This is a genomic window from Kitasatospora sp. NPDC059577 (genome assembly GCF_042735475.1).
In the GTDB taxonomy this organism is placed as follows: domain Bacteria; phylum Actinomycetota; class Actinomycetes; order Streptomycetales; family Streptomycetaceae; genus Kitasatospora.
Genome location: NZ_JBHWBZ010000028.1, coordinates 3,229 through 17,724, shown reverse-complemented (window position 1 = coordinate 17,724; position 14,496 = coordinate 3,229). Strand labels below are relative to the sequence as shown.

General features: G+C 74.2%; 12 protein-coding genes. 9 read left to right on the top strand and 3 right to left on the bottom strand.

The genetic code is table 11. The annotated features are described in order from the left end of the window. Positions 1-136: 136 nt before the first annotated feature. A complete protein-coding gene (locus ACFV0O_RS22035; RefSeq protein ID WP_380344293.1) occupies positions 137-874 on the top strand; it encodes a glycerophosphodiester phosphodiesterase in 738 nt (245 codons plus the stop codon). A gap of 118 nt (positions 875-992) precedes the next feature. Next, on the top strand, positions 993-1,139 hold the full coding sequence (locus tag ACFV0O_RS22030; protein WP_380344291.1) for a hypothetical protein: 147 nt from the start codon (positions 993-995) through the stop codon (positions 1,137-1,139). A gap of 247 nt (positions 1,140-1,386) precedes the next feature. Here the strand turns inward: ACFV0O_RS22030 and ACFV0O_RS22025 are convergent, their stop codons facing one another. Next, a complete protein-coding gene (locus ACFV0O_RS22025) occupies positions 1,387-2,010 on the bottom strand; it encodes a dihydrofolate reductase family protein (protein WP_360268280.1) in 624 nt (207 codons plus the stop codon). Between the two features lie 116 nt (positions 2,011-2,126). Here ACFV0O_RS22025 and ACFV0O_RS22020 point away from each other — a divergent pair, with 116 nt between their 5' ends. Together ACFV0O_RS22020 and ACFV0O_RS22015 are read left to right on the top strand one after the other, a co-directional pair. Then, positions 2,127-3,095: a D-2-hydroxyacid dehydrogenase family protein gene (locus ACFV0O_RS22020; protein ID WP_380344288.1), complete on the top strand. Its 969-nt coding sequence runs from the start codon at positions 2,127-2,129 to the stop codon at positions 3,093-3,095. Between the two features lie 396 nt (positions 3,096-3,491). Then, positions 3,492-4,343: a hypothetical protein gene (locus ACFV0O_RS22015; protein ID WP_380344287.1), complete on the top strand. Its 852-nt coding sequence runs from the start codon at positions 3,492-3,494 to the stop codon at positions 4,341-4,343. Positions 4,344-4,421: 78 nt separating this feature from the next. Here ACFV0O_RS22015 and ACFV0O_RS22010 read toward each other — a convergent pair whose 3' ends face one another. Beyond that, on the bottom strand, positions 4,422-6,014 hold the full coding sequence (locus tag ACFV0O_RS22010; RefSeq protein WP_380344284.1) for a M4 family metallopeptidase: 1,593 nt from the start codon (positions 6,012-6,014) through the stop codon (positions 4,422-4,424). A gap of 244 nt (positions 6,015-6,258) precedes the next feature. Between ACFV0O_RS22010 and ACFV0O_RS22005 the strand changes: the two genes are divergently transcribed. Beyond that, a complete protein-coding gene (locus ACFV0O_RS22005) occupies positions 6,259-7,587 on the top strand; it encodes a hypothetical protein (protein ID WP_380344283.1) in 1,329 nt (442 codons plus the stop codon). Between the two features lie 7 nt (positions 7,588-7,594). On the opposite strand, the gene ACFV0O_RS22000 is transcribed toward ACFV0O_RS22005, so the two are convergent. After that, a complete protein-coding gene (locus ACFV0O_RS22000; protein WP_380344280.1) occupies positions 7,595-9,688 on the bottom strand; it encodes an amino acid adenylation domain-containing protein in 2,094 nt (697 codons plus the stop codon). Positions 9,689-9,873: 185 nt separating this feature from the next. Between ACFV0O_RS22000 and ACFV0O_RS21995 the strand changes: the two genes are divergently transcribed. From ACFV0O_RS21995 to efeU, 4 genes are all read left to right on the top strand, one after another. Beyond that, on the top strand, positions 9,874-10,689 hold the full coding sequence (locus ACFV0O_RS21995) for an ABC transporter ATP-binding protein (RefSeq protein ID WP_380344277.1): 816 nt from the start codon (positions 9,874-9,876) through the stop codon (positions 10,687-10,689). Positions 10,690-10,820: 131 nt separating this feature from the next. After that, positions 10,821-11,969, top strand: a complete 1,149-nt coding sequence (efeO, locus tag ACFV0O_RS21990; protein WP_380344274.1) for an iron uptake system protein EfeO — start codon at positions 10,821-10,823, stop codon at positions 11,967-11,969. 147 nt (positions 11,970-12,116) lie between these two features. Further along, the gene (efeB, locus tag ACFV0O_RS21985; protein WP_380344271.1) at positions 12,117-13,436 is read left to right on the top strand and encodes an iron uptake transporter deferrochelatase/peroxidase subunit; all 1,320 of its coding nucleotides are present in this window, start codon (positions 12,117-12,119) and stop codon (positions 13,434-13,436) included. A 49-nt stretch (positions 13,437-13,485) separates the two neighbouring features. Next, on the top strand, positions 13,486-14,334 hold the full coding sequence (gene efeU, locus ACFV0O_RS21980) for an iron uptake transporter permease EfeU (protein ID WP_380344269.1): 849 nt from the start codon (positions 13,486-13,488) through the stop codon (positions 14,332-14,334). Positions 14,335-14,496 lie beyond the last annotated feature (162 nt).

The following is a 14,496-nucleotide window of genomic DNA, read 5'->3' as shown; positions in this document are numbered from 1 at the left end:
GCGCCCTCTCTCTCTCCCCCGCGCGCTCCCCGGCGCGCGCGCGCTCCGGCGCGCGCCCCCGCGCGCGGGGGGCGCCCCCCGCCCCCGCCCCCCCCCCCCCCACGTCCGGCCCAGCGCGGCCGGTGCGCCGCCGACCGTGTACGCGCACCGCGGGGCCTCCTCGGCGGCGCCCGAGAACACCCTGGTCTCCGACGAGGTGGCCCGCCGGGCGGGCGCCGAGTGGATCGAGGACGATGTCCAGCCCAGCAAGGACGGCGTCCCGTACGTGCTGCACGACGACACCGTCGACCGCACCACCGACGGCACCGGCCGGATCCGCGACCTCACCGCCGCCCAGCTGGACGCGCTGGACGCCGGCTCCTGGTTCGCCCCGGCCTACGCGGGCACCCGGCTGCCGACCCTCGCCGCCCAGTTGGAGGACCTGCGCACCAGGGGCGGCAAGCTGCTGCTGGAGATCAAGGGGCCGCACACCCGGGACGAGGTCGCCCGGATCGTGCGCGAGGTGCGCGACCACGGCATGACCGACCGGGTCCTTGTCCAGAGCTTCGAGGTGGACGCCCTCCGCCACACCCGCGAACTGGCCCCCGAACTGCCGCTGGGCCTGCTCCGCGCCACCCTGGACACCGACCCGGTCGGCACCGCCCGCGAGCTCGGCCTGGCCGCCTACAACCCCTCGGACGACGCGCTCTCCGCGCGCCCCGGCGTGGTCCGGGACCTGCACGCCGCCGGGGTCGCGGTCAACGTCTGGACGGTCGACCGGCCGGCCCGCTGGAAGGCCCTCGCGGAGGAGGGCGTGGACGGCATCATCACCAACCGCCCGGCGGAGCTGGTCGGTTGGAACGCGGCCCGGTCGCCGTCCGGCGCCGCCGGTTAGGCTGCCCGGTCCGGAGACGGAGAACGCGGCAGACGGTCGACCGGCGGACGACCGGAGCCCGGCGGAACGGCTCGGAGACGGGCCGGTCCCGGTCCCGGGGCCGGGGCCGCAGGGCCCGGTGACCGCCTTCGAGGGTCGGCTCGTCCGCGACCCGGACACCCGGATCGCCACCGTCGACGGCCGCGAAGCGCGCCTCACCCGCGCCGACGCCACGCTGCTGCGCGGCCTGATCGACCCGGGGAGGGCCCGCACGAGCCGTACGTGATCGTGTGGCGTGACTACGGCGCCCCGTTCCACCCCCACGAGCTGCGGCACCCGATGACCGCCCTGAGGGCGAAGCCCGGCGAGCCGTCCTGGATCGCGCGGACCGGGGTCGGCTACGGCCTGCGGCCCCCGAGGCCGATGCACCCACGGGTGCGTGAGGCCGGCCGGCCAGCCGCGAGCCCGGGAGTCCGGGAGCCCGCGAGCCCGGGAGTCCGGGAGTCCGGGAGTCCGGGAGTCCGGGAGGCCGGCTACGCCCGGGTGAAGTCCCCGAAGGCCGGCCGCCCGGTGGGGCGGTAGCTCAGCAGCGCGGTGCCCGAGGCGGTGACGCGGGAGGCGGTCAGCTCGAAGGCGGTCGGTGGGCCGCCCTCGGGGAACAGCCGGATGCCTGCGCCGAGCGCCACCGGTGCGACCAGCAGGTGGTACTCGTCGATCAGGTCGTGGCCCATCAGGGTGCGCGCCAGGGCGCCGCTGCCGTGGATCTGCAACTCGCCGTCGCCGTCGAGGCGCTCCTTCAGCCGGGCGACCTCGGCCGGGACGTCCCCGCCGAGCAGCGTGGTGTGCTGCCACCGCGGGTCGGTGAGGGTGTGGGTGGCGACGTACTTGGGCAGGCCGTTCAGCCTGGCGGCCACCGCGTCGGCCGGGTCGGTGATCCCGGGCCAGAACCCGGCGAAGATCTCGTACGTCCGCCGCCCCAGCAGGAAGGCCTGCGCACGCTCGAACACCTCACCGATGAACCGGTCCGTGTCCGGGTCGAAGAACGGCGCCAGCCAGCCGCCGTACGGGAAGCCGCCGGCCCGGTCCTCCTCCGGGCCGCCGGGGGCCTGCATGACGCCGTCGAGGGTGAGGAAGGTGGTGAGCGTGAGCCTGGCCATGGTGGGTCTCCCTGGGGTCCGTGCCGGTGGTCCCCCCACCGGCCAATCTCGCAGACCGCGGCTCCGAGGGGGGCCTGGCGCGCCGGGCACCGGACCGCGTCTGGGAGAGTGCGGGCATGACACCTCGGGTTCTCCGTTGCGCCCTCCTCGACGACTTCCAGGACGTCGCCTCCGGCATCGTGGACTGGTCGCCGCTGGCCGGCCGGGTCTCGCTGACCGCCTTCCGCGAGCACGCCGGCTCGGAGGACGAACTGGCCGCCGACCTGGCCGACTTCGACATCGTCGTGACCCTGCGCGAACGCGTGCCCTTCCCGGCCTCGCTGTTCGCCCGGCTGCCGAAGCTCAGACTGCTGATCGCCTCCGGCATGCGCAACTCGGTGATCGACTACGCGGCCGCCCGGGCCCACGGTGTGACCGTCTGCGGAACGGCCAGCTCCTCCACCCCGCCGGTCGAGCTGACCTGGGCGCTGCTGCTCGGACTCGCCCGCGGCCTCGTCCGGGAGAACACCGCGCTGCGCGAGGGCGGCCCCTGGCAGAGCACGGTCGGCGCCGACCTGCACGGCCGGGTGCTCGGACTGCTCGGCCTCGGGAAGATCGGCAGCCGGGTCGCCGAGGTCGGGCGCGCCTTCGGCATGGACGTGATCGCCTGGAGCCGGAACCTGACCGACGAACGGGCCGCCGCGGCGGGCGTGCGCCGCGCCGCCACCAAGGAGGAACTGCTCGGCGGCAGCGACTTCGTGTCGATCCACCTCGCCTCGAACGAGGGCACCCGGGGACTTGTCGGCGCGGCCGAACTCGCCCTGATGAGGCCCGGGGCCTACCTGGTCAACACCTCCCGGGCGGCGATCGTCGACCAGGACGCGCTGCTCGCCGCGCTCACCGGCGGAGCGATCGCGGGCGCCGCCGTGGACGTCTTCGACATCGAGCCGCTGCCCGCCGACCACCCGATGCGCACCGCGCCCCGGCTGCTGGCCACCCCGCACCTCGGCTACGTCTCGCGGGACAACTACCGGCGCTACTACGGCGAGGCGGTGGAGGACATCGTGGCCTTCCTGGCGGGCGAACCGATCCGCCGCCTGGACTGACGCCCCGTCGCCTGCCCCTCGGTCGCAGCGGCCGGCCTCTGCCTTCGCCGCTGCTTCCACCTCCGCCGCTGCCGCCGCCTCCGCCGCCCGCGGTGCCCCGGGTCGCATACTGACGGCATGACCGACCGCACGGCAGACCGCATGTCCGGCCCGGGGTCCGGCCCGGCGTCCGACCGTCCGACCGGCCGTACGACTGACCTCCGGACGCTCGCCGGGGGCGGCCCGGGCGCGGACCGGCGCACGGTGCTGAGGGCGGGCGCGGCGGCCCTGGTGCTGGGTGCGGCGGGCTGCACGAGCGGGGGCGGGCCGCGGGCCGCGGGGCCGAGTCCGGGCGCGACGACGCCCGGCGCACCGAGCGGCACGCCGATGCCGACGAGCCCGACGCCGACGAGCCCGATGCCGACCGCGACGCCCACCCCGTTGCCTCAGCCGCCGCTCTGGCAGCCCGGCCCGTCCGAGATCCAGCCCGACGTGAAGCGCCGCGCCGTCGAACTGGTGGCCGCGCTCGGCGCCTGGCCGCCCGGCGGGCAGGGCGTGGAGGCGGCCCGGGCCCGGGTGGCGGCGCTCGGCCTGCCGCCCGCGCTGGCCGACCAGGCGGGCCCGCTGGCCCCGGCGGCGCCGGAGGCGAGCCTGGAGGTGATCGTCGCCCAGTACGGCGGGATCCTCGCCGACTCGGCGAGCGTGCTGGTGGTGTGCCGGCAGTGGACCCGGAGCCCGGACGGCTCGGTGGCCGAGGGCGGCACGACCGTGGACGTCCGGCTGAGCCGGGCCGAGCCGCGCTGGACCGTCACCGAGCTGCACCCGGGCGTCGCCGGCCCGGCGGCCGCCTCACCGCCGGCGGCGGTGGCCCGGGTGCTGGCCGAGCCGCGGATCGAGCTGCCGCCCGAGGCCGCGGCCGACCTGCGCAGCGGCACCCTCCACGACAGTGTGCCGGAGGCGATGCTGCGGCTGGCCGGCCCGTACACGCTCTCGGTGAGCGTGGTGCGGACCGGCCACCCGCTGGACGTCTTCGGGACGACCCGGCCCAGCGACCATCCGCTGGGCCGGGCCTTCGACGTCTGGCGGATCGACGGCATGGCCGTGGTGGACGCGGCCACGCCCCGGCAGCTGATCGCGTCCTTCATGCGGGACGCGGCCGCCGCCGGTTCCTACAACGTGGGCGGTCCGGTGGTGGTCCCGGGCGCCGGCAACCTGTTCTTCACCGACGACACCCACCACGACCACTGCCACGTGGGGTTCGACCACTAGGGCTTGTCTGACAATTCGCTGCGCGCGGCGGGAATTGTCAGACAAGCCCTAGAGCGCCGAACCCCATCGCCCCGGGCGTCAGTTGACGTTGACGCCGCTCCAGGCCGCCGCGACGGCCTTGTACTCGGTGCTGGTCGCCCCGTAGAGGTCCTTGGCGGCGCTCAGCGAGGCGGCGCGGGCGCCCTTGTAGTTGGTGGTGGAGGTCATGTACACGGTCAGCGCGCGGTACCAGATCTTGGCGACCTTCTGGTTGCCGATGCCGGTCACCGTGGAGCTGTTGCAGGTGGGGCTGTTGTAGGTGAAGCCGTTGATGGTCTTGCTGCCGCTGCCCTCACTGGCGAGGTAGAACCAGTGGTTGCCGACGCCGGAGGAGTTGTGCACGTTCAGCTTGCCGACCGAGCTGCTCCAGCAGTCGGCCGAGGCGCCGTCCAGCGAGGGCTTGTCGAAGCGGCGCAGCCACGGCGGGGTGGACTGGTCGCTGAACAGGTAGTCGGGGGTGTCGACCTTGTTGTTGGCGTACCACTCGACCATGGTGCCGAAGATGTCGCTGGTGGACTCGTTGAGGCCGCCGGACTCGCCGCTGTAGCGCAGGTTGGCGGTGGCGCTGGTGACGCCGTGGGTCATCTCGTGGCCCATGGTGTCGAGGTCGACCTGCTCGGGGTCGTGGCTGCCGTCGCCGTCGCCGGTCATCATGCAGAAGCAGGCGTCGGACCACTGGGCGTTGTCCCAGTTGGTGCCGACGTGGACGAAGACGGTGGCGCCCTTGCCGTCGTTCTTGATGCCGTTCCGGCCGAAGGTGTTCTTGTAGTAGTCGTACGTCCAGGCGGTGTTGGCGTGGGCGTCGACGGCGGCGGTGGAGCGGTCGGTGGAGAACTTCTTGCCGTCGCCCCAGACGTTGGTGGTGCTGGTGAAGGCGGTGCCCGAGGAGGCCTTGACCGAGCTCGACGACAGGTTGTGGGCGTCCTTGGTGACGTGGCCGCGGACCGGGTCGGTCAGGGTGTAGCCGCCGCTGACCGGGGTGGTGTCGACGGTGACCGTGCCGGTGTACTCCGAGTTGCCGGTGCCGGAGGCCTGGTGCTCGGCGTCGTAGGCCTCGATCTGCTCGCCGGTGGTGGCGTCGGTGACGACGACCTTGCCGGCCGGCTGGCCGTGCTCGCCGGTGCCCTCGACGGTGGTGCGCCAGGCGAGGCGCGGGGTGCCGTCGGCGGCCCAGACGACCAGCTCGGGGGTGCTGACGGCGTCCCGGACGTCCGGGGCGGCGGAGAGCGCGTCGGCGGCGCCGTGCTGCGCGGCGACCTTGGGGGTGGTCGACTTCACGGCGGCGTCGTGGGCGGCCGCGCGCGAGGTGTCCTTCAACTTGCCCTTGGCGTCCTGGTGGACGACCAGGTCGCCGCCGACCACGGGCAGGCCCTGGTAGGTGCGGTCGAAGCGGACGTGCGAGGTGCCGTCGGCGTCGAGCACGACGTCCTTGAGCACGAGGTCCTGGCCGGCGCCGAAGCCGAAGACCGCCGCGTTGTGGGCGACGTTGGCGCGGGCCTGGGATATCGCGGCGCCGCGCGGGTCGGACGCGGCGGAGGCCGTGGCGGCGGGGACGGTCGCGCCGGCGAGGGCGGCGACGATCGCGATGGCTCCGGCCACGCGGGCACGGCGGAAGGAGGACGTGGGGGTCACTCTGACTCCAGTGGGGGTTAGCTGCAGGGATAGGAGCTGGTCAGAGATTGACGGCGATCAGTCAGGTCGAGCTAGAGGAAAGGTCATAACTTTGCCAAGTTGTGTCCTTGGGCAGTCAAAAATGATCAGAAGTTAACAAGCGGTCCACAGTCCCGTCGTGACGATCGACTACTCCGGCGTGGCCCGCCGCCCCGCTCCCGGAAACCCGCGCGCCGGGACGGCGCAACGCCTAGGCTTCCGCCCCATGGACGGATGGGTGGGGGCCTGGACCGGCGGGCGGGCGGCGGTCCACGTGGGGGACGTCGCGGACTTCAACGCGCAGTTCTTCGCCCCCGGCATGGACGCCGCACAGCGCCTGCGACGGCTGCGGCAGGCGAACCACTACGCCTGTCTGGCCGTCGGCTACAGCCCCGAACCGACGCTGCTGGTGCTGCCCGCCGAGGTCGCCCCCGAGTGGACCGACTGGCTGGCTCGGGAGTTGGCCTGGGGCCCGGTCGAGGTGCACGGCGGCGTGGCGGCGGACCGCACGGTGGCCGAGGCCCTGGCCGCCCGCCCCGCCCTGACCGCGCGGATCGCCGACTCCGGCGCACCGGTGGTGCGGTGGGGGCGGACGGCCGCGCAGGGCGAAGGGCCCGAACTGGCCGCCATTCGCCGTTACGAGTCCAAGGCCGCCGCGCACGACCTGTTCGCCGCCCTGGCCCCCGACCACCCGGGCATCCGCCTCCCGCACCAGGAACGCCCGGAGGGGCGGCGCCGGGCCGCCCGCCGGCTCACCGCGCTCGCCGCCCGCGGCCTGACCACCGTACTGAAGAGCCCCTACGGCGTCGGCGGCTACGGCACCGTCGTGGTCGAGCCCGCCGAACTGCTCTCCGCAGGCGGCGGCGCGGCCCTGCTGCGGCGCCTGGTCCGCACCGAAGTGCTGCCGCCCGACGGCCCGTTGCTGCTGGAGGAGCACGTCGACCCGGGCCCGGCCGCCCGGCTGCGCGACCTCACCCACGACGCCGTGATCGGCCCCGACGGCACCGTCCACCCGGTCGGCGCGGGCGCCATGGACGTGGCCGGCACCCGCTACCAGGGCGTCACCGTCGGCCCCGGCGCGGTGCCGCAGGGCGCCGCCGCGACCGCCCGCCGGTTCACCCTGGCGGTGGGGGAGCGGCTCGCCGCCGAGGGCTACCGCGGCTGGTACGACGTCGACTTCGTCACCGACCGGGAACGCCGGCTCGCCCCCACCGAGATCAACCTGCGGCTCACCGGCCCCGCCGTCGCCTTCGCCCTGGCCGCCCGCCTCGACGAGGTGCGCGGCCCGGGCCACCTGGTCCGCACCCTGGACGGGATGCCGCTCGGTGCCAGGCTCGCCCCCGCCGCGCTGCACGACCACCTGGAACGGCTGCGGCCGCGCTGCGCCCGGCTCGGCGTCACCCTGCTCCCGCTGATCCCGACGGCCTGCCACGAGCCCGAACCCTTCGTCGGCCTCGCCCTCGCCGGGCCGGACGCCGAGGCGCTGGACGCCGCCGAGGCCCTGGTCGCGGCCGCGAACCACGGGCTGGCCGGGATGTTCGAGGCGCTCAGGTGAGCCGCCGTCACGCCTTCCCGACCGGCGGCCGCCAGACCACGAAGCGGACCAGCACCAGCGCCGCCAGCATCAGCGGGATGTTGAACGCGAACACCAGTGCCGCCTCACGCGGCCAGTCGGTGGCCCGGGTGAGCCGGTAGAGGTTGTCCTGCGGGCACCAGTTGACCAGCAGCCAGGTGATCGACAGATGGGTCAGCACCGACAGCCGGCGCGGCCGGCCCAGCCGCTGGACGGCCTCGAATCCACTGGCGAGGTACACGACCCCGGCGCCGAACGCGAGGTTCTCGCACAGGTAGAGCAGCCGGAACAGGGAGTCGTACGGGGCGGGGACGCCGCTGACGTCGGTCGCACCGGGGAAGAGCGCGTAGGTCGCCGCCCAGGCGCCCGCGGCGAACAGCACGGTGCAGAAGACCGCCGCGCAGCCGTTCACGAAGCGCGAGTCCCCGGAGCCCGCGCCCCCGGCCTTGCCACCGCCCTTGCCGCTCCGGCTCCCCGCCTTGGCGGAGCGCGGCGCGGTGTGCTCCGGCGGAGCGGGCAGCGGCAGGGCCGTGCGGTCCAGCTTGCCCGCCCGGGTGCGCGGCAGCTCGGCCACCGGGACGACGGCGACGGGCGCCGTGCGGCCCCTGAGCTCCGTCCCCAGGTACTGGGAGAGCGACCAGCCGTCCGCCCCGTCCGCGCCCGGCTCGGTCACCGCGTAGCCCACCAGCTGCCGCTTCCCCGGCACCGGCTCCACCTCGACGACGGCCGCCTCCCGCACCGCCGGATGCCCGCGCAGCGCACCCTCCGCGTGGACCGCGGCCCGAACCCGCGCCAGCACACCGATCGGCGACTGCGCGCCGAGCGGGCCGACCACCGTCGCGGCCCGGGCGGTGAACTCCAGGACGCCGTCCGCCCGCAGCACCCCGAGGTCGCCGGTCAGCAGCACCCGGCCGTCCGGGTCGAAGTCCGCGCGGACGAAGCGGCGGGCGGTGTCCTCGGGCCGGCCGAGGTAGCCGCGGGTCAGGCCGGCGCCGCCGATCGCGATCTCGCCCGTCATGCCGTGCTTGGCGGGGGTGCCGTTCGGGCCCAGGACGTACACCCGGGTCCCGGGGAAGGGCCGGCCGACCAGCGAGACCCGCTCGGCGCCGTCGGCGGCGGCGGTGCCCTGCGCGTCGAAGTAGGTGCTGTCCACGGTGGCCTCGGCCAGGCCGTAGACGTTCAGCACCCTGGTCCCCTCGCCGAGCAGCCGCTGCAGGCCCAACTGCTCGTCCAGGTACCACTTCTCGGCGCCGACGGTGAGCAGCCGCACCCCGGGCAGGCCCGTGCCGGTCGAGGCCAGCAGGGCGGTGAGCCGGCGCGCGGTGCGGACGTTCAGCTCCAGGACGGTGATCCGCTCGGCGGTCACCAGGGCGGGCAGCGCGCCGAGGTCGGCGGTGCGGTCCAGGGTGAGGTTGAACGGGGTGACCACCAGGGTGGCGCCGGTGCACAGCGCCCGGACCCAGTCGGCGGTGAAGACGTCGAACTCCAGGCTCGCCGTCTGCAGGACGCGGTCCCCGGCGGTCAGCCCGTACACCTCGCGCCAGCCCTCGTACGCGGCCAGCAGATTGCGGTGCTCGACCAGCGCGCCGACGGGCAGGCCGGTCGATCCGGAGGTGTAGAAGACGCAGGCGAGGTCGTCCGGGCCGACCCCGGGCGGTGCGAACGGCGCCTTCGCGTCCGCCGCCGTGTCGACGCAGACCAGCTGCACCCCGCCCGCGTCCGCCAGCCGTACCCGGTGCTCCTCCTCGGTCACCAGGACGTCCGGCGCGGCGTCGGCCAGCAGGTGCCGCAGCAGCGCGTCCGGTGCGGTCGGCTCCAGCGACACGTACGCCGCGCCCGTCTTCAGCACCGCCAGCAGCGCCACGTACACCTCGGTGCCCCGGCCCAGCGCGACGGCCGCCCGGCCGCCCGGGCCCAGCCCGCGCTCCGCCAGCACGGCGGCCAGCCGGTCCGCCCGCCCGTCCAGTTCCCGGTACGTCAGCTCGCGCTCGCCGCAGCGCACGGCCACCGCCGCCGGTGCCCGGCGCGCCTGCTCCTCGACCAGCCCGTGCAGTGTCCCGGTCCGCTCGGCATCCACCGTCATCCCGCCTCCCCCTTGTCCCCTGGTCCCCTCGGAGGCACGATCCTCCTCCCAACTCCCCTCGGGCAACAGGGTTCTGGCTAGTCCACCCTTCGGACGGCCCGGCCCCGCCCGGGCCGACGGTTGTACTCTGCATGCGGACGGAGGGCGCCGGCCCGCCCGGCGCCGCGATCGGAGAGCATTGCCCCATGAGTGAGCATTTCGACGGCCCACTGCTGCGCACCCGGGACGTGGACGTCGTGCGCGACGGCCGCCACCTGCTGCGCGGCATCACCCTCGACATCCGGCCCGGCGAGCACTGGGCGCTGCTCGGCCCCAACGGGGCGGGCAAGTCCACCCTGCTCGCGCTGCTCGGCGCGGTCTCCCACCCGACCCGGGGCGAGGTGGACGTGCTCGGCGGCCGGCTCGGCCGGGTCGACATCCGCGAGCTGCGCTCCCACCTCGGGCACGTCAACCCGCGCCACCCGCTGCGCTCGCCGCTGACCGTCCGCGAGGTCGTGCTCACCGGGCACACCAACACCATCGAGCCCGAGCTGCACCGCAAGCCGGCCCCGGAGGTGCTGGAGCGGGCCGAGCGGCTGATCGAGACGCTCGGCATGGGCGCGATGGCCGAGGCGCCGTGGACCACCCTCTCCCAGGGCGAGCGCGGCCGGGCCCTGATCGCCCGCGCCCTGATGCCCGCCCCGCGCCTGCTGCTGCTCGACGAGCCAGCCACCGGGTTGGACCTGACCGCCCGGGAGCTGCTGCTCGACAGCCTGGACCTGCTGCGCCACCAGCACCCGGAACTGGCCAGCGTGCTGGTCACCCACCACCTGGAGGAGCTGCCGGAGAGCACCACCCACGCCCTGCTGCTGCGCGCCGGCGCGTGCGTGGCGGCCGGACCGGTGGACGAGGTGATGACCACCGAGCTGATCAGCGCGACCTTCGGCCACCCGATCCGGATCAGCCGCCACGAGGGCCGCTGGACGGCCCGGGCCGCCGCCCGCCGCACACCGGGAAGGTAACGGTTCAGGGGGTGGGTGTGGACGTTGAGACATCCTTACGTAAGGTATGCCTTAGCTAACGACGGGGGCCCGCCCCCCGCCGGCCCCCGCACTGCCGAGGCACCCCCATGCCCTTTTCCGTTGGAGCACGCATGTCCGCCCGTCGCCGTTCCACCGCAGCCGCGCTGCTCACCCTCGCCGTGGCGACCGCTACCCTGGCCGGCTGCGCGTCCAAGAAGGACGACAAGGCGGGCTCCTCCGACGCGGTCACGGTGAACGCCAGTGACACCGCGTGCGAGGTGTCCAAGACCACCTTCCCGGCCGGCCACGTCGTGCTGGACATCAGCAACAAGGGCTCCAAGACCACCGAGGTCTACGTCTACGGCGACGGCGACAAGATCATCACCGAGCGCGAGAACATCGGCCCCGGCACCAAGGCCAGCATCAACGCCGAGATCAAGGCCGGCTCGTACGAGATCGCCTGCAAGCCCGGCATGGTCGGCGACGGCATCCGCCAGAAGATCACCGTGTCCGGCGGCAGCGGCAGTGCCGCCCCGGCCGACCCGCGCCTGGCCGCCGCCGTCGACGCCTACCGCACCTACGCCCAGCAGCAGGCCGACGCCACCATCCCGGCCGTCCAAGCCTTCGCCGACGCGATCAAGGCCGGTGACCTGGAGAAGGCCAAGTCGCTGTTCGCGGCCTCGCGCACCGGCTGGGAGCGCACCGAGCCGGTCGCCGAGAGCTTCGGCGACGTCGACCCCAAGACCGACACCCGCGAGGACAAGGTCGAGGCCGGCCAGCAGTGGACCGGCTGGCACAAGCTGGAGAAGTCGCTCTGGGCCGACGCCAGGATCGGCGACGACGAGAAGAAGCTCGCCGACCAGCTGGTCAACGACCTCAAGGACTGGCAGGCGAAGATCCCCGCCGCCGAGATCACCGCGACCAGCATGGCCAACGGCGCCAAGGAGCTGCTGGACGAGGTCGCCACCAACAAGATCACCGGTGAGGAGGACCGCTACAGCCACACCGACCTGGCCGACTTCCAGGCCAACGTCGAGGGCGCGCAGAAGGCCTACGAGCTGCTGAAGCCGGTCGCCTCCGAGAAGGACGCGGAGCTGGCCAAGACGCTGGACTCCGAGTTCGCCGCCATCAACGCCCTGCTCGCCAAGTACAAGCAGGCCGACGGCACCTTCACCTCCTACGACAAGGTCACCGAGGCCGAGCGCAAGACCTTCTCCGACGCCGTCAACTCGCTGGGCGAGCCGCTGTCGAAGCTGGCCGCCGCCGTGGTCGTCAAGTAACCGACCACGCGCACCCGGCACCACCCCACCGACGCCGCGGCGGCCCGAACCGGTCGCCGCGGCATCCGTGAGCCGGCGCACAGCAGTCCAGCACCACAGCAGTCGAGCACCCCGAGCAGTTCAGCACCGAGAAGGGCCAGCCCACCGATGGACGCCGAGAACGAGCAGCAGAACGGGACGCCGGCCACCGCCGACGCCACCGCGACCAAGGGCGCCGTCAGCCGTCGCGCCGTCATCGGCTGGGCCGGCGCGGGCGTCGCGCTCGGCGCCGCGGCCGTCGGCTCGGTCGCCGCGGCCACCAACCAGGACGACCCCGCCCCGGCGGCCGCCGCCCCGGCCGGCGCCGAGGTGCCGTTCTACGGCGACCACCAGTCCGGCATCGCCACCCCGGTCCAGGACCGTCTGCACTTCGCCGCCTTCGACGTCTCCGAGAAGGCCACCCGGGACTCCCTGGTCAAGCTGCTCAAGGACTGGACCAAGGCGGCCGCCGCGATGACCGGCGGCCGCGAGGTCGGCACCGGCGCCGCCACCGGCCTGCCCGAGGCGCCGCCGGACGACACCGGCGAGGCCCTCGGCCTGCCCGCCTCCCGGCTCACCCTCACCATCGGCTTCGGCCCGAGCCTCTTCGAGAAGGCCGGCCCGGACGGGCAGCCGACCGACCGCTTCGGCCTCAAGGCCAAGCGCCCCGAGGCCCTGATCGACCTGCCGGGCTTCAAGGGCGACAAGCTCGACCCGAGCCGCAGCGGCGGCGACATCTGCATCCAGGCCTGCGCCGACGACCCCCAGGTCGCCGTGCACGCGATCCGCAACCTGGCCCGGATCGGCATGGGCACCGTCAGCATCCGCTGGTCGCAGCTCGGCTTCGGCAAGACCTCCTCCACCACCCCGGACGCGCAGACCCCGCGCAACCTGATGGGCTTCAAGGACGGCACCCACAACATCGCGGGCACCGACACCGGGAAGCTCGCCGACCACGTCTGGGCCGCCCCCGGCGACGGCCCCGAGTGGATGACCGGCGGCTCCTACCTCGTCGCCCGGCGCATCCGGATGCACATCGAGACCTGGGACCGCACCTCGCTCAAGGAGCAGGAGGACGTCTTCGGCCGCACCAAGGGCGAGGGTGCCCCGTACGGCAAGGCCAAGGAGCACGACGCGCCCGACCTCAAGGCGATGCCCGCCGACTCGCACGTCGCTCTCGCCCACCCGGACGCCAACAGCGGCCTGATGATCCTGCGCCGCGGCTTCTCCTTCACCGACGGCACCGACGGCCTCGGCCGCCTGGACGCCGGCCTGTTCTTCCTCGCCTACCAGCGCGACACCCGCAAGGCCTTCGTGCCGCTGCAGACCCGCCTGGCGTCGAGCGACAAGCTCAACGAGTACATCCAGCACGTCGGCTCCGCCCACTTCGCCTGCCCGGCGGGCGTGCGCAAGCCGGGGGAGTGGTGGGGCCAGGCCCTGTTCGGCTGACCCGCCGCCACCCCCGTACGTACCACCTCTTCACCCCCAGGGAGCCAGCGTGTTCGGCAACTACCTGATCGGCCTGCGTGAGGGCCTCGAAGCCAGCCTGGTCGTCTGCATCCTGATCGCCTACCTGGTCAAGACCGACCGCAAGGACAAACTGCCGCCGGTCTGGTTCGGCGTCGGCGCGGCCGTCGTCCTCTCGATGGCCTTCGGCGCGGTGCTGCAGTTCGGCTCCTCGCAGCTCACCTTCGAGGCCCAGGAGGCGCTCGGCGGCTCGCTGTCGATCATCTCGGTCGGCCTGGTGACCTGGATGGTGTTCTGGATGCGGCGCACCGCCCGGCACCTCAAGACCGAGCTGCACGGCAAGCTGGACGCCGCGCTCGCGATGGGCACCACGGCCCTGGTGGTCACCTCCTTCCTGGCCGTCGGCCGCGAGGGCCTGGAGACCGCGCTGTTCATCTGGTCGGCCGTGCAGGCCACCGACGACGGCTGGAACCCGCTGGTCGGCGCCGCGCTCGGCCTGCTCACCTCGGTGGTCCTCGGCTGGCTCTTCTACCGTGGCGCGCTGAAGATCAACCTGGCCAAGTTCTTCACCTGGACCGGCGCGATGCTGGTCGTCGTCGCGGCCGGCGTGCTCGCCTACGGCGTGCACGACCTGCAGGAGGCCGGCTGGCTGCCCGGCCTGCACAGCACGGCCTTCGACATCTCCAGCACCATCCCCAAGGACAGCTGGTACGGCACCCTGCTGAAGGGCGTGTTCAACTTCCAGCCCGACCCGACGGTGCTGCAGCTGGTCGTCTGGCTGCTCTACCTCGTCCCGACGCTGGCCGTGTTCTTCAACGTCATCGGCGGGGGCAGCAAGACCAGGCCCGCCCAGCCCGTCACGGCGAAGCCGGCCGCCTGACCCGGCCGCCCTGGCCTGGCCGCCTGACCTGGCCGCCTGACCTGGCGGTCCGACCGCACCGCACCGCCCCGCCCCGCCCCCCCCGCGGCGGGGGGGGGGGGTTTGTGGAGGGGGGGGCTGGATGGTGGGACGCCGCGCGACCCCCCCGGGGGCGGGGGCGCG